The sequence below is a fragment of the [Collinsella] massiliensis genome, assembly GCF_002161605.1.
Classification (GTDB): Bacteria; Actinomycetota; Coriobacteriia; order Coriobacteriales; family Coriobacteriaceae; genus Enorma.
Map to the genome: position 1 here is coordinate 14540 of NZ_NFIE01000014.1, position 13575 is coordinate 28114.

14 protein-coding genes are annotated in these 13575 nt (G+C 67.4%); 6 read left to right on the forward strand and 8 right to left on the reverse strand.

Annotated features, from left to right (window positions below; translation table 11 throughout):
• Positions 1-78 precede the first annotated feature (78 nt).
• Both B5G02_RS06780 and B5G02_RS06785 read right to left on the reverse strand, forming a co-directional pair.
• A complete protein-coding gene (locus B5G02_RS06780) occupies positions 79-666 on the reverse strand; it encodes an epoxyqueuosine reductase QueH (RefSeq protein ID WP_094335682.1) in 588 nt (195 codons plus the stop codon).
• Positions 663-1334 carry a DUF3267 domain-containing protein gene (locus B5G02_RS06785; RefSeq protein WP_094335708.1) on the reverse strand — a complete coding sequence of 224 codons (672 nt, stop codon included), beginning with the start codon at positions 1332-1334 and terminating at the stop codon, positions 663-665. Before B5G02_RS06785 ends, B5G02_RS06780 begins: the two co-directional genes overlap by 4 nt.
• Positions 1335-1418: 84 nt before the next feature.
• Between B5G02_RS06785 and B5G02_RS06790 the strand changes: the two genes are divergently transcribed.
• The 5 genes from B5G02_RS06790 (at position 1419) to B5G02_RS06810 (ending at position 6716) form a co-directional block, all read left to right on the forward strand.
• Entirely contained in the window at positions 1419-3482 is a 2064-nt protein-coding gene (locus B5G02_RS06790; protein ID WP_094335683.1) for a class I tRNA ligase family protein, read from the forward strand.
• 102 nt (positions 3483-3584) lie between these two features.
• Positions 3585-4019: an SET domain-containing protein gene (locus B5G02_RS06795; RefSeq protein ID WP_094335684.1), complete on the forward strand. Its 435-nt coding sequence runs from the start codon at positions 3585-3587 to the stop codon at positions 4017-4019.
• Entirely contained in the window at positions 3994-5397 is a 1404-nt protein-coding gene (locus tag B5G02_RS06800) for a hypothetical protein (RefSeq protein ID WP_094335685.1), read from the forward strand. The genes B5G02_RS06795 and B5G02_RS06800 overlap by 26 nt, the downstream gene beginning before the upstream one ends.
• A gap of 125 nt (positions 5398-5522) precedes the next feature.
• Positions 5523-6092 (forward strand): GNAT family N-acetyltransferase, encoded by a 570-nt coding sequence (locus tag B5G02_RS06805; protein ID WP_094335686.1) that lies wholly within the window; start codon positions 5523-5525, stop codon positions 6090-6092.
• Positions 6093-6113: 21 nt separating this feature from the next.
• Positions 6114-6716 carry a histidine phosphatase family protein gene (locus B5G02_RS06810; RefSeq protein WP_019238933.1) on the forward strand — a complete coding sequence of 201 codons (603 nt, stop codon included), beginning with the start codon at positions 6114-6116 and terminating at the stop codon, positions 6714-6716.
• Between the two features lie 23 nt (positions 6717-6739).
• Here B5G02_RS06810 and B5G02_RS06815 read toward each other — a convergent pair whose 3' ends face one another.
• The 3 genes from B5G02_RS06815 to B5G02_RS06825 form a co-directional block, all read right to left on the reverse strand.
• Positions 6740-8515, reverse strand: a complete 1776-nt coding sequence (locus B5G02_RS06815; protein WP_019238934.1) for an ABC1 kinase family protein — start codon at positions 8513-8515, stop codon at positions 6740-6742.
• A 9-nt stretch (positions 8516-8524) separates the two neighbouring features.
• The gene (locus B5G02_RS06820) at positions 8525-8986 is read right to left on the reverse strand and encodes a hypothetical protein (protein WP_019238935.1); all 462 of its coding nucleotides are present in this window, start codon (positions 8984-8986) and stop codon (positions 8525-8527) included.
• Positions 8987-9099: 113 nt separating this feature from the next.
• Positions 9100-10728 (reverse strand): C69 family dipeptidase, encoded by a 1629-nt coding sequence (locus B5G02_RS06825; RefSeq protein ID WP_094335687.1) that lies wholly within the window; start codon positions 10726-10728, stop codon positions 9100-9102.
• A gap of 213 nt (positions 10729-10941) precedes the next feature.
• Here B5G02_RS06825 and B5G02_RS06830 point away from each other — a divergent pair, with 213 nt between their 5' ends.
• Positions 10942-11172, forward strand: a complete 231-nt coding sequence (locus B5G02_RS06830; RefSeq protein ID WP_019238937.1) for a cold-shock protein — start codon at positions 10942-10944, stop codon at positions 11170-11172.
• A gap of 78 nt (positions 11173-11250) precedes the next feature.
• On the opposite strand, the gene ruvB is transcribed toward B5G02_RS06830, so the two are convergent.
• From ruvB to ruvC, 3 genes are read right to left on the reverse strand one after another with little or no spacing between them, the layout of a single operon-like run.
• Positions 11251-12330, reverse strand: coding sequence for a Holliday junction branch migration DNA helicase RuvB (gene ruvB / locus B5G02_RS06835; RefSeq protein ID WP_094335688.1), 1080 nt, complete (start codon positions 12328-12330; stop codon positions 11251-11253).
• On the reverse strand, positions 12330-12947 hold the full coding sequence (gene ruvA / locus B5G02_RS06840; RefSeq protein WP_094335689.1) for a Holliday junction branch migration protein RuvA: 618 nt from the start codon (positions 12945-12947) through the stop codon (positions 12330-12332). The genes ruvB and ruvA overlap by 1 nt, the downstream gene beginning before the upstream one ends.
• Positions 12944-13468, reverse strand: coding sequence for a crossover junction endodeoxyribonuclease RuvC (gene ruvC, locus B5G02_RS06845; RefSeq protein WP_094335690.1), 525 nt, complete (start codon positions 13466-13468; stop codon positions 12944-12946). Before ruvC ends, ruvA begins: the two co-directional genes overlap by 4 nt.
• Between the last annotated feature and the right edge of the window lie 107 nt (positions 13469-13575).

The window sequence follows — 13575 nt, forward strand, 5'->3', positions numbered from 1 at the left end:
TCCCCCCATGACATGACGATTCTGTTCGGGTACCCATGGTATTCCCCCGACGCCGATTGGGGAATAGGCGCTCGGAACTCAGGAGGCGCCGCGATGCCTGGCCTTGCGCTCGTCGCGCTGGCGGGCGCGGTCGAGCGCCGCCTCGGCGGCGGAGAAGCGGCAGCCGCAGTACTGCTGGCGGTACATGCCGAGCTCGCGCGAGCGGCGCGTGGCCTCGCCGTACCAGGGGCGGAAGTCGCGGATGACGGGCGTGAGGCCGCTCGCGGCGGCGAGGCGCTCGAGCACGTCGTTGCAGGTCTCGAAGAGCTGGTAGGGGGACACGGCGAGCGTCGTGGCGATGTGCGTGAAGCCCGCGCGCTCGGCCACGCGGCACGCCTCAGCCAGGCGGAGCGCGTAGCAGGCTCGGCAGCGGTGAGCACGGTCGCGCGCGCCGATGGGCGCCACCGCGCGCTCCCAGCGCTCGCGGTCCTCCCCCGCCTCGATGAGCGAGATGCCCTCCGCGGCGCACCAGCGACGGAGCTCGGCGAGGCGGCGGTCGTGCTCCTCGACCGGCTGGATGTTCGGGTTCGTCCAGCAGATCGTGGGCTCGAAGCCCTCGTCGACGAGCAGGCGCACCGGCTCGAGCGAGCAGGGTGCGCAGCAGGCATGCAGCAGCAGGCGCGTCATGGGCGCACCTCCCCGCGCGCTGCCGCGCCGGGGGCGGCGGGCTCGTCCCTATCGCCCTCATCCCCCGCATCGCCCGCGCCAAAGAAGCGCACGCCGGACGCCGTGTCCTCGCAGTGCGTGATGAGCGGGTCGGCGGCGATCTCGCGCGCATACTCCCAATCGCCCGCGCAGCCCGAGAGGTGAAGCGTCGCCGCGAAGGCGCCCGCCACGGGGCAACCGCACGCGAAGCCGGCGGCGATCAGGGCCGCGGTCACCACGAACGTCGGGGCGAGCGCGATGACGAGGTACTGCGCGCGGGTGTAGATGACGCCCTCCGCGCTCGCGTAGAGCATGCCGCGCTTCCAGTTGGCGCCGAAGGTCACGCGCGCGCCTGCCGGTGCGAACGCCTTGAAGAAGATGCCGTGCACGAGCTCGTGCGCGATGAACGACACAGCCGTCGCCACCGCGACCCAGGCGATCCACAGCAGGTAGTCGATGAAGCCCCTGCCGTCCGCGGCGAAGATGCCCGAGAGCAGCCCGTCGAACAGCCCGGGTGCGAACATCGCGAGCACGATGCCGAACACGAGCGTCGCCCCGAGACCGATGACGAAGGTGACCGCGGAACTCTGCGCAACGCGGCGGAGGAACCCCTCGTCCTCGAAGGTCTGTATGTCGCCTCGGAATCTCATGCGCCCAAGCATACACGCAATCCGGCGCGCTGTGCCATAATGGGCACGTAATTGGACGGTTCAACCATATATGCAGGAGACCGCATGGCACCCAAGCTCAGCATCGATTCGCGCCCCACCTGGCCGCGCCGCGCCATCGTGACGGCCGGCATGCCCTATGGCAACAAGAACCTGCACTTCGGCCACGTGGGCGGCGTCTTCATCCCCGCGGATTTCTACGCGCGCTTCCTACGCGACCGCATCGGCCGCGAGAACGTGCTCTTCGTCTCGGGCACCGACTGTTACGGCAGCCCCATCATGGAGAGCTACCGCAAGCTCCACGACGAGCAGGGCTACGAGCGGTGCATCGCGGACTACGTCGAGGCGAACCACGACCGCCAGGCCGCGACGCTCGCCGGCTACGAGGTGGAGCCGGACTTCTTCGGCGGCAGCGCCCTCGAACCGGCCGTGCACGTGCACGAGCAGATGACCGACGAGATCATCCTGCGCCTGAAGGAGCGCGGCGTGCTGGAGAAACGCGCCACCAAGCAGTTCTATGACCCCAAAGCGGGCCAGTTCCTGAACGGCCGCCAGGTCATCGGCCGCTGCCCCATCCAGGGCTGCAAATCCGAGAAGGCCTACGCCGACGAGTGCGACCTCGGCCACCAGTTCGAGCCCGAGGAGCTCATCGCACCCAAGAGCGCCCTCACCGGCGAGACCCCGGAGCTCCGCCCCGTCGACAACATCTACTTCGACCTCCCCGCCTACCTCGACTTCCTGAAGCGCTACACGAGGGGCCTCGAGGGCGACGAGACCGTGCGCCCCGTGGTGGTGAAGACGCTCGAGGAGTGGCTCAACCCGCCGCAGCTCTACATCCAGAACAAGTTCCGCGAGGCGTTCGACGCCATCGAGGGCCAGCTTCCGCCGCACACCGTCACCGAGCCGGAGGGCAACAAGAGCTCGTTCACCGTCACGTTCCCCAGCTGGCGCGAGCGCGACGCGGCGCACGAGGTGCTCGGTGCCGCCGGCGTGCGGTTCCGCTCGGGCAAGGCGCTCGTGCCCTTCCGCATCACGGGCAACATCTCCTGGGGCGTGCCCGTCACCGACGAGTGCGGCTGCGCGGGGCTCACGTGCTGGGTGTGGCCCGAGAGCCTCTGGGCGCCCATCAGCTTCACGCGCACGGCGCTCGGCGCGGACGAGGCGGCGGGCGCGCACCGCTGGTCGACGGACGACTGGCGCGCTTGGTGGTGCGACCCCGACGCGCACGTCTACCAGTTCATCGGCCAGGACAACATCTACTTCTACGGCATCGCGCAGACGGCGATGTGGGAGGCGCTCGGCTGGAACATGCAGCAGAGCACGCTCGTGGCAAACTACCACGTGCTCTACATGGGCAAGAAGGCCAGCTCGAGCAGCAAGACGCCCCCGCCGCCCGCCTCGGAGCTGCTCGACCACTACAGCGCCGAGCAGCTGCGCGCGCACTTCCTGTCGCTCGGGCTCGGCGAGAAGCCGGTGAGCTTCAGCCCCAAGGCGTACGACACGCGCGAGACCGGCAAGAACCCGGACGGGACGGCGCTCCTCGCCCGCGACGACATGCGCGTGATCGACCCGGTGCTCAAGGAGGGGACGCTCCTCACGGGCGTCTTCAACCGCCTCGCGCGCTCGTGCTTCTACGGCGTGGCCGAGAAGGAGGGCGACCCGAGCGCGGTGCGCACGGGCTGCATCCCGGCGGGCGCCGCCACGCCCGAGGTGGCCGAGGCCGCGGAGCAGGCGGTCCTCGCCTTCGAGCAGGCCATGTGGCGCACGGAGCTCCATCGCGCGCTCGGCGTGTGCGACGCCTACCTGCGCGCCGCCAACAAGCGCTGGAGCGACGCGAGCAAGGCCGCCAAGGCGGTGCAGAAGGAGGACCAGGCCGCGGGCGACGCGCTCATGCACCAGGCGCTCGTGGACGCCTTCCTGGAGCTGCGCGTGGCGACCGTCCTCATGCACGGCATCGTGCCCGCCGGATGCGAGCTCATCTGCGAGTACTTCGGCATCGCGCCCGAGACGTTCTTCAGCTGGGAGCACCTGCTCGACCCGATGGATGCCTTCGTGGGGAGCCTCGGCGAAGAGCCGGGCGCGCACCGCGTAAAGACGCTGCCGCCGCGCTTCGACTTCTTCTCGTTCTAAGCGGCGCGCACGAGACGGGTAGATCTTGCTGCGGCGGTCGGGTGCCTCGCGCTCGGCCGCCGTTTTGCGTTCGTTCTGACCGATTGGTGGATTGGATACAACATGGGCATCGATGAAAACGCTTTCGCATATGTTCTCGATACGATTCCGCTCGGCTACATCGCTCCAAGCCCCGTGCACGGGAACGGGCTCTTCGCCCGCTGCGCTATACCTGCGGGATCGGTCATCGCCACGCTCGACGGGCAGGTCATGTCGTGGAGCACCTATCGTGAGCTACGGGACAGCATCGACTCCACAAGCCCCATCTTGTTTTACGAGTGGAATGCGTTGGAGCAAAACACGCTGCTCGTGCGACCGTTTCGCACGAAATACAGCTTCATAAACCACTCACGTTCGCCAAACCTGCAAATCGAGCGCTTTCCCCTGCGGGTGGTCGCCCTTAGCGACATCGCCCAGGATGAGGAATTCCTTCTCGACTATCGAAAAGAGCCCCTGAACGAGGAGTACCTCAATGGACATGGCAGAACATACCTGTAAGCAGTTTGATGTATACATCCATGACATCCAGGTCGTTGAGCTTCCCCAAGAAGCGCTGAAGCACGCGCTCCTGAGCACCCGCCATCCCCTTGGCCCCGACCCTCGACCAGACACTCCCTCATGGGCGCAATCGCTTGAATATGGCCGGGCGTATCACCGCATATCGTGGAAGCATGTGCTCTCCCCCGCAGAAGATGCCGCTCTCTTGGAAGCAACGCTGTCGCGCTTCGACACCGTCTATCTGGACGGCAGCGTTTCCGTTGCGGACGTGCTGGATGTCCACAGCATGCGATCAGATCTTCTCTTCGATTCCAACACGATGCAGTGGCTGCTCCTTCATGAGATGAAGCTGAGCATCCCGATCGAGGTCATGGATTCCGCTGCGACCGTCAGAAGCGAGGACCCCTGCAGCCGCAACTGGTATGCTGCGCTTCGGGACTGCCTCGTTCGCTCCTCGGACGACCAACCTGACAACCGCGCTCCTTGGATTCAGAGCGCCGAGGACGCCGCCCGCCTGGCAATCTGCTCATATTTCTACCAGCTCAAGCGCTATTCCCTTAATCCCCATGGCGTTCGCTTTCCCCCTAATTGCGGAAATCTGAGCTTCTTTTATGTGCCCGATCACCCCGAGGCACTCTCGCCGTATTCGGATCATGAGCTGTGCTCACGCATCGCGCGGTTGGGGCACAACGTGGAGCGCATTGACAGCAACGAAGATGATGCCCTGCGCAAAGAACGGCTCTACTATGATTTCGGCGGTAGGTACCATACGATCATCGTAGACTCCCAGGATGCGATCATGCGCTACATGCCCCTGCAATTCCATGCGCAATACTGCTGGGCATACCTGCGTACCGCGCACACGCTCGTATGCGACATGGAAGACGCCCTCGTCATGGAGTCGCTTTCGAAGCAGGACGAGGACTACCTCGATCGCATCATCAACAACATCCACTATGAGCAGTTCCTGTATGCGGAGTTCTCGCGTTCCGTCCAAGCCGACACCGAGATCCTCGCGTATATCGATCGGAAATGGTCGCTCACCCTTTCCCTCACACAGCTTGAGCAGTTCGCGAACAATCTCGCGGGCACGCTCGAGCGCTCATTGCAACGATCGGCGGGAAAGACGGCGCGGCGCCAGGAAATCGCCCTGTTCGCGCTGTCGCTCATCCAGCTCATCGCCCTCGTAAGCGTATGGGCGGATTACCTGAATCTCGTGGAAACCTATGGCGATAAGAACTATGGCGCATTCCCCTGGGCGATGTTTGGGTCGGAATCTGCCCTGAACTCATTCAACGTCCTGCTCCCCTGGCTGCTCATCATCGTATCGATATGCATCATGATTTGGTGCCTTGCGAAAATCGCCAGGCATCGTTAGCGCGCTCACCCCATGTCCCAATAGTGTTTTTAGGATGCATCTCGCGGCGTGCGGGAATGTGTCCGCCCCCACGCGGGCGCGCTCGGGCATAATCTGCTGGTTCGAAATGCAAAGGGGGGAAATCGATGCGGAACGAACTTACCTTGCGGCGCGCCGAGGCAGGCGACGCCGAGCGCGTGCTCGCCATCCTCGAGGACGGCAAGCGGTCGATCGCGCGCTTCGGAATCGCGCAGTGGCAGTGCGGCTACCCCAACATGGGCTCCGTGCGCGCAGACATCGACCAACGCGCCTGCTACCTGGCAGAAGACCCCGCGGGCAGGGCACTCGGCGCCATCTCCGTGCTCTTCTGCCCGGATGCCGAGTACGACGCCGCACCGGTCGCGTGGCTCACGGGCGACGCGGCTGCCGAGGGGCGCGCGGGCGCGTCCGAGCCCGTCTACGCCGCCGTCCACCGCTGCGCCACCGCCGCCGAGGCGCTCGGCCAGGGTGTCATGTCCTACCTCTTCGCGCAGGCGGAGGAGCTCGCGCGCGCTGCCGGCCGCCGGAGCCTGCGCATCGACACGCACCCCGGCAACGCCGCCATGCGCGGCTTCCTCGCCCGCCAGGGCTTCACCGAGCTCCAGGAGTTCGAGCTCACCACAAAGGGCGACACCGAGCGCGACCTCACGCGCATCGCCTACGAGAAGCTCGTCTGAACCCGCCGTTGGGAGGCACCGATGCAGAAGCTCTATCTCATGCGCCACGGCCAGACCGTCTACAACACCCAGCACATCCTGCAGGGCCGCTGCGACTCGCCCCTCACCGATGAGGGCATCGCCCAGGCGCGGCGGGCGGCTGCGTGGCTACGCGAGCACGGGCGCGACATGGAGGCCGTGGACCTTGCCGCCTCCTCGCCGCTCGGGCGCGCCGAGGCCACGCTCGACATCGTGCGCGCCGAGGTCCCGCAGCTCGCAGGAGCCGAGCGCGCCTCCGTACCCGGTCTTGCGGAGCGCGACTACGGCACCTTCGAGGCCGGCCCCGTCGAGCGGCTCGGCGTGAGCCCCTGGGATCCGGGAGATGCCGCCGTGCGCCGAGGCGGCGAGACGAACGCGTGCGCGCGCTACCGCATCGTGAGCACCCTGCGCTCGCTCATGAATAGCTGCGAGGGCAACGTCCTCGCTGTGAGCCACGGCTCCATCAGCCTCGCCTTCAAGACGTACTGGGCGCCGTATGCCCGCTGCGCGCAGGACGTGCCGCTCGGCAACTGCTGCATCCTCGTCTTCGAATACGACCGCGCGCGGCGCGCCTTCGCCAACACGGAGATCGTCAACCCTGCATAAGCGCGGACGCGAGGGCGCGCGGGCTAGCGCTTGCCGTGGGAGTTTCGCCAGATCTCGCGGCCGAGCATGAGCGCGAGCACGAGCGCGAAGAAGTACCCCAGAAAGCCGATGATGGGGATGCCGAAGATGACCGGCTCGATCTTTGCGTAATAGACCACCGAGGAGCCGATGAAGAGGCCCGCGATGACGATCGACATCGAGAGGCGGTCCACGATGCCGCCCAGGCGGCGCAGCACCGCGTCGGACCCAAGCACCTCGGCGTTGATCTTGAGCTGCCCGCGCGTGAGCATGCGCGACGCGAGCCCCAGGTACTCGGCGGTCTGCAGGTTCCCCCGCGCCGCGCGCACCGCGCCCTTGCCGAACTCCTCGGCCGCCTCGCGCATCCGGGCGTAGGCGCTCTTCTCGTGCGCGATGTGCACCTGGATGATCTCGATCATGTTGACGTCGGGCAGGTACTCCGTGAGCAGGCCCTCGAGTGTCACCATGCCGCGCGCGAAGAGCGTCACGACGCTCGGCAGCTCGATGGAGTTCTTCCGCGCCAGGTTGATGAGCGTGGTGAGGAAGCGGCCGATGTCGAGGTCCTTGAGGTTCGCGCTGCCGAAATCCTGCACGATGTAGTCGAGGTCGGTGAGGAAGGCCGTGTGGTCGATGGAGGCGGTGTCTCCGCGCGAGACCGCGAAGCGCATGAAGGCGTCCTTGAGCTTGGGGACGTCGCTCTCCGCCACCGCGAAGATGATCTCCTTCACGATGCCGCGGTCGTGCTCGGACATGCGGCCCACCATGCCGAGGTCGATGAAGTAGATGACGCCGTCCTTCAAGATGATGTTGCCCGCGTGCGGGTCCGCATGGAAGAAGCCGTCGTCGAGCACCTGCGTGGCGTAGTCGTCGACGATGCGCTCGCCCACGTCGCGCAGGTCGTACCCGGCGCGCTTGAGCGCGGCGGGCTCGGAGATCGATATGCCGTCGATGTAGTCCATGACCACGACGTGCTCGGTGCACAGCTCGAGGTACGAGCGCGGGCAGGAGATGCCGGGCGTGGATTTATGGTATGCATAGAACTCGCTCAGGTTGCGCGCCTCGGCGAGGAAGTTCGTCTCCTCGCGGAACGACCGCCACAGCTCCTCGACCACCTCGCGCATGTCGATGATCTGCTCGGTCTTGATGAAGCGCGTGACGTGCCGCGCGAGCGACCGCATGATGTCGATGTCCTGCGCCATGACCTGCTGCGCGCCGGGGCGCTGCACCTTCACCGCCACGTCCTCGCCCGTGACGAGGCGCGCGCGGTGCACCTGCGCGAGCGAGGCCGACCCGAGCGGGTTCGGGTCGACGGCGTCGAAGATCTCGCCGAGCTCCTGGCCGTACTCCGCCTCGAGGCACTCGAGCACGACGGGGTACGGCACCGGGTCGACCTCCGTGCGCAGGCGGCGCAGCTCGTCGCAGTAGCGCTGCGGCAGGATCTCCGAGCGGTTCGCAAGGATCTGCCCCATCTTGACGAACATGGGGCCGAGCTCCTCGAGCATCCGGCGCAGGCGCACGGGGGTCAGGTCGTGCCAGACCTCGTACTTGCGGGCGATGCGCAGGATCTCCGCGATGCGCCGCCGGCGGCCGGTGAGCGTGAGCTGGTACTTCTCGGTATCCGCCATCGCCTCGGGCTCGTCGGGCACCTCATCGACCGCGCGGGCGCGCCGGAAGCTCGTGCGCGAGGGCACGAAGTCGGCCTGCTCCGCCGCGGCGTCAGCGGCACCCGCGGGTTCCGGGCTCGGTTGTATCGTCTCATCCTCAGCGCGGCCCATGGTCATAGGGCACCGTTACTGGGCGGGGGCGTCTTCTGAGGCGTCCTCGGAAGCGTCGTCCACGGTCTCCTCGACCTCGACCTCCTCGGTCTCGACCTCGACCGACTCGACCGGCACCTCGACGGCGGCGTCGGGCGCGTTCGCCACGAGCTCCTCGACGTGCGCGATGAAGGCCGCGCGCTCGGTCGCCGAGAGCGGGCGCACGCGCGCGAGGATGAGCTCGTCCAAGATGCGCTCGGCGACGGTCGCGCCCTGGGCGCTCATGCGCTCGGTGACGTCGTGGAACGTGCCGCCCGCGCGCTCGAACGCGTCCGCCATCGAGCGGCCGAAATCGGTGTCGGCCGCATCGGCGCGCACCTGGGCGCCGCGCGCGGTGAGATCGTCCAGGAACTCCTTGCCCTTGTCGGCCGCCATCGCGGCGGCTCCCAAGCTCACGTTGACCATGTTGTTCATGAGGTCTTCAAACGATGTGGCCATGATGCCTCCCTAATCCGCATGGAGCCGGCGTTTCCCGTCGGCAGACATGCCCCTCTTGTACCCCGATTCCTCCTCGCACGATGATAAAAACCAGCCTGTCTGGGTTTTATCACTCAGCGCTCGTTGTCGGACATCGCGAAGCCGTTGCGCATGGCGCAGCTCGTGGTGTAGAGCACCTTGGCGAGCAGGTCCTCGGTGGCCCGCTTGAGCTCGACGGCGAGCGCGTCGTTCGCGCGCTCAAGACACGCGCGCACCTCCCCTTCCGGAAGCGCCGCCGCCTCGGCATCCGTCCGGTAGAGCATCGCGTGGCCCGCCGCCGCCATCTTCTCCTGGTAGCCCTGGACCGCCGCCGCGTTCTCGTGGAAGCGGGCGTCGGCGAGGGCGGCGATGAGGCGGTTCGCCCAGTAGAAGCTCTCGCTCGTCACGCGGGCGGTCGTGTTGCCCAGGTACTCCGGCAGCGCGTCGACATTCGCGTAAAACGGTACGAGCGCGTTGAAGGGGTTCGAGCCGAATGCCATCCACTGCACGGCGCGCCAGCCCTCGGGCGCGTAAGGACGCAGCTGCAGCACGGCGAGCTGGCTGTTGCGGTTGATGCCGATGGGCCGGTACAGGCCGCGCGAGGCCGGGGTGCCCTTGTAGCCGTACGGGTCGAACGGCGTGCCCTGGTAGTGGGCGGAGAGCACGTCCTTCACGTCCTCGATGGTGAGCTTGCGCTCGGGGACGCGTGCCCAGGGGATGTCGTCGGACTCGGGCGTGAACGTCGCGGCCGGGCCGTCCCAGCCGTCGCCCGGGTTCAGGCAGCGCTGCATGTACCAGGCGCGCGGCGTGTTGTACACATGGTCGGTGTCGGTGTGGCTCCCGAACGCCTCGCGCGGGTTGAAGATGTCGCCGGCGAGCACGCCCGCACGCACGTCCTCGAGCATGTCGAGCAGGTTCTGGTCGGCCCCGTTCCCCGCTTCGCCCCCATCCGCATCGACGAGGTCGTCGTAGAACTCGTCGAAGGCGTCGAGCTTGGGGAGCGTGAGGTCCAGATGGTGCGCGCGCATCCAGGAGCGCAGGTCGGCGCTCGCCATGTGCTCGACCTGGTCTCCCTCGGCGTCCGCCAGGTCGAAGTAATCGATCCCGAGCTGGTTCGGCATGGTCACGTACGCATCGTCCGGCACGCGCTTCGCGATCCAATGGTGCCCGCCTATCGTCTCGAGCCACCAGATCTCGTCGACGTCCGAGAACGCGATGCCGTTCATCTCGTAGGTGCCGTAGCGCTCCAGGAGCTCCCCTAAGCGGCGCACGCCGTCGCGCGCGCTCGTGATGTAGGGCAGCACGAGTGTGACCATGTCCTCCTCGCCGATGCCGCCGGGCTGCTCGGCCACATAGCCGGGCTCGCCCTCGACGCCCTCGGCGGGGCGGTAGGCGACGAGCGGGTCCGCGCCGAGCACGCGCGGGTTCGAGGTGATGGTCTCGGTCGCGCTCATGCCGACGTTGTGCTCGTTGAAGCCGGCCGCCGCCCAGGGTCCGTGGCCGGGGATGGCGTCGGGAACCGCCGTGTAGCGCATGGGGTCGTCCGGAAGCTCGATGGTGAGGTGAGACGCCGTGGAGGTGTAGGTGCGCGGCTGGTCCTCGGGGTGCACGACCGTGAGGCGCTTGGGCTCGAACTGGCCGTTGGGGGAATCCTCGTTGCGCGCGACAATCGTCGACCCGTCGTAGCTCGCGCTCTTGCCGATCAAGATGGTGGTGCAGGCCATATGCCCTCCTTACCCCGAAGCACCCGCAGGTGCCGTCCCCGCGCGCGGCGGAGCCTTCGTGTCATGGCATCAGTGTAGCGCTCTGCAAGGGATTCGAATGCATGCATATTTTATGGCACGAACGCGCACGCGTCGGGGTATCATCTTTCACCAGTGTCCGCGCCCGCGGGCACGCTACCCGCTCCGCCGGAGCGTAGATGAGGAAGGTACAGTATGGCAACCGGTACGGTCAAGAAATCGTTCTTCCGCGAGAAGGGCTACGGCTTCATCGCCCCCGATGACGCACCCGAGAACGCCTCGAAATCCGACGTGTTCGTGCACTTCAGCGCCATCCAGATGGACGGCTACAAGTCCCTCGACGAGGGCGATCGCGTCGAGTACGAGATGGGCCCGGGCAAGAAGCCCGGCGAGACGCAGGCGATCAACGTCCGCAAGATCGGGTAAGCACGAGCGTACCTCGTTTGCCCGCGAGCGCCCGGCCGCATGGCTGGGCGCTTTTTTCATATCAAGGCGCGCCCGAGCCTATGCGCGCGGCGGCTGCATGCCCAGGTGCTCGAAGGCGGCGGGCGTCGCCATGCGGCCCTGCGGCGTGCGCACCATGAGCCCGCGCTGCAGCAGGTACGGCTCGTAGACGTCCTCGAGCGTCGAGGGGTCCTCGCCCACCGCGCTCGCGAGCGTGCTGAGCCCGACGGCGCGGCCGTGGAAGGTGCGCGCGAGCGTCTCCAAGATGCGGATGTCCATCCAGTCGAGGCCGAGCTCGTCGATCTCGAAGAACTCGAGCGCCTCGCGCGCGATGTCCACGTCCACCGACCCGCCGCCGCGCACCTGCGCGTAATCGCGCACGCGCTTGAGCAGGCGGTTCGCCAGGCGCGGTGTCCCGCGCGAGCGCGAGGCGATCTCGGCGGCGGAATCGTAGTCCACCGAGACGCCGAGAATCGCCGCGGACCTGAGCACGATCTGCGCGAGGTCCTCCACGGAATAGTAGTCGAGCCTGAACGAGATGCCGAAGCGGTCGCGCAAGGGGCCGGTGAGCATGCCCGAGCGCGTGGTGGCGCCCACGAGCGTGAAGTGCGGGATCTCGAGGCGGATGGACCGCGCCGCGGGGCCCTTGCCGATCACGATGTCGAGGGCGAAGTCCTCCATCGCGGGGTACAGGACCTCCTCGACGGAGCGGTTGAGGCGATGGATCTCGTCGATGAACAGCACGTCGCCGGGCTGGAGGTTGGTGAGGATCGCCGCAAGGTCGCCCGTGCGCTCGATGGCCGGCCCCGAGGTGGTCTTGATCTGCGCGCCGAGCTCGTTGGCGACGACGGTCGCGAGCGTGGTCTTGCCCAGGCCGGGAGGGCCGGAGAAGATCACGTGGTCGAGCGTCTCGCCGCGGCTCTGCGCGGCCTCGATGAGGATGCGCAGGCTCTGCTTGATGTGCTCCTGGCCGCAGTAGTCGTCGAGGCGCTGCGGGCGCAGGCTCCGCTCGACGTCGAGGTCATCCGAGGTGAGGTTGCCCGTCACGAAACGGTCGCCATGCGGCGAGCCCGCGGCGGCCCCGCCGCCCCGGCGCGGTACGTCCTCCCATAGATCCTGGCTCGCGTCCGCTTCCCACATCATGCATCCATCCCCAGTCGCCTCAACGCGGCGGCAAGCAGGTCCTCCACCCGCATGCCGTCATCATCATACCCGTCGAGCGCGAGCTCCGTCTCCTGCGGCGTGAAGCCCATGGAGAGGAGGGCGGCGCGCGCGTCCTCGAGCGGACTCGTCGCGGCGCGGGCGACGGGGATGCGGCCAACTTCCGGCGCGGGCGCGCCCGCGAGCTCGCGGTCGTTCGCAAGCGAGCCCTTGAGCTCGAGCACGAGGCGCTGCGCGGTCTTCTTCCCCACGCCGGAGACGGCTGACATGCCGGCGAGATCCTCGGCCATGACGATGGCGTACACCTGCGAGACGGTGTACTTCGACAGCACGGCCAACGCGAGGCGCGGCCCCACGCCCGACACGGCGACGAGGCGGTCGAACATGGTGCGCTCCTCCGGCGTGGCGAAGCCGAAGAGCGCCACGGCGTCGTTGCCCACGCGCATCCGCGTGAAGAGCCGCGCCTCCTCGCCGAGCGGCGGCAGGGAGGCCGCGGTCATGCCGGAGATGCCCATCTCGAAGCCGATGCCCGAGACATCGAGCACCGCAACGGAGGGCGTCGCCTCGACGAGCGTTCCTCTAAGCTGAGCGATCATGCGTAGGGGTTTCCCTTCTCCTTGATGTAGGCGCCGTTCGTCGCCGCCGCGGTGCGCCAGAGGTTGGCGTGGCAGATGGCGCACGCGAGCGCGTCCGCCGCGTGGTCCGGCTTGGGGTCGTGGTCGAGGTGCAGCAGGTTCCGCACCATATATGTGACCTGGTGCTTATCCGCGGCGCCCGTGCCCACGACGGCCTGCTTGATCTGCATGGGGGTGTACTCCCCCACCTCGACGCCGGCGAGCGAGCACGCCACGAGCGCCGCGCCTCGGGCGTGCGCGGTGGGGATGGCGGAGCGCACGTTCGCGCCGAAGTAGATGCCCTCGACGGCGGCGGCATGGGGCTGGTAGCGGTCGACCACCATGGTGAGCTCGTCCACGATGCGCCTCAGGCGCGACGCGAGGTCGACATCGCTGGCCGTATGGATGCACCCGTACGCGCGGCAGCGGCACGCGCCCCGCCGCTCCTCGATGATGCCCCAGCCGGTATTCGCCAGGCCCGGATCGATGCCCAAGACGACCATGCGCACCCCCTCTCACGCGCTCACGAACATTTGTTCTACTATAGCACACGGAGCGGGCGCGCCGTCCGAGAAAGCTGGCGCACAAAAAATAGCGCGGGGCGCCGCGA

Coding starts and splice junctions, on each gene's coding strand:
- B5G02_RS06780 (WP_094335682.1), bottom strand. CDS start 666: ATGACGCGCCTGCTGCTGCATGCCTGCTGCGCACCCTGCTCGCTCGAG.
- B5G02_RS06785 (WP_094335708.1), bottom strand. CDS start 1,334: ATGAGATTCCGAGGCGACATACAGACCTTCGAGGACGAGGGGTTCCTC.
- B5G02_RS06790 (WP_094335683.1), top strand. CDS start 1,419: ATGGCACCCAAGCTCAGCATCGATTCGCGCCCCACCTGGCCGCGCCGC.
- B5G02_RS06795 (WP_094335684.1), top strand. CDS start 3,585: ATGGGCATCGATGAAAACGCTTTCGCATATGTTCTCGATACGATTCCG.
- B5G02_RS06800 (WP_094335685.1), top strand. CDS start 3,994: ATGGACATGGCAGAACATACCTGTAAGCAGTTTGATGTATACATCCAT.
- B5G02_RS06805 (WP_094335686.1), top strand. CDS start 5,523: ATGCGGAACGAACTTACCTTGCGGCGCGCCGAGGCAGGCGACGCCGAG.
- B5G02_RS06810 (WP_019238933.1), top strand. CDS start 6,114: ATGCAGAAGCTCTATCTCATGCGCCACGGCCAGACCGTCTACAACACC.
- B5G02_RS06815 (WP_019238934.1), bottom strand. CDS start 8,515: ATGACCATGGGCCGCGCTGAGGATGAGACGATACAACCGAGCCCGGAA.
- B5G02_RS06820 (WP_019238935.1), bottom strand. CDS start 8,986: ATGGCCACATCGTTTGAAGACCTCATGAACAACATGGTCAACGTGAGC.
- B5G02_RS06825 (WP_094335687.1), bottom strand. CDS start 10,728: ATGGCCTGCACCACCATCTTGATCGGCAAGAGCGCGAGCTACGACGGG.
- B5G02_RS06830 (WP_019238937.1), top strand. CDS start 10,942: ATGGCAACCGGTACGGTCAAGAAATCGTTCTTCCGCGAGAAGGGCTAC.
- ruvB (WP_094335688.1), bottom strand. CDS start 12,330: ATGTGGGAAGCGGACGCGAGCCAGGATCTATGGGAGGACGTACCGCGC.
- ruvA (WP_094335689.1), bottom strand. CDS start 12,947: ATGATCGCTCAGCTTAGAGGAACGCTCGTCGAGGCGACGCCCTCCGTT.
- ruvC (WP_094335690.1), bottom strand. CDS start 13,468: ATGGTCGTCTTGGGCATCGATCCGGGCCTGGCGAATACCGGCTGGGGC.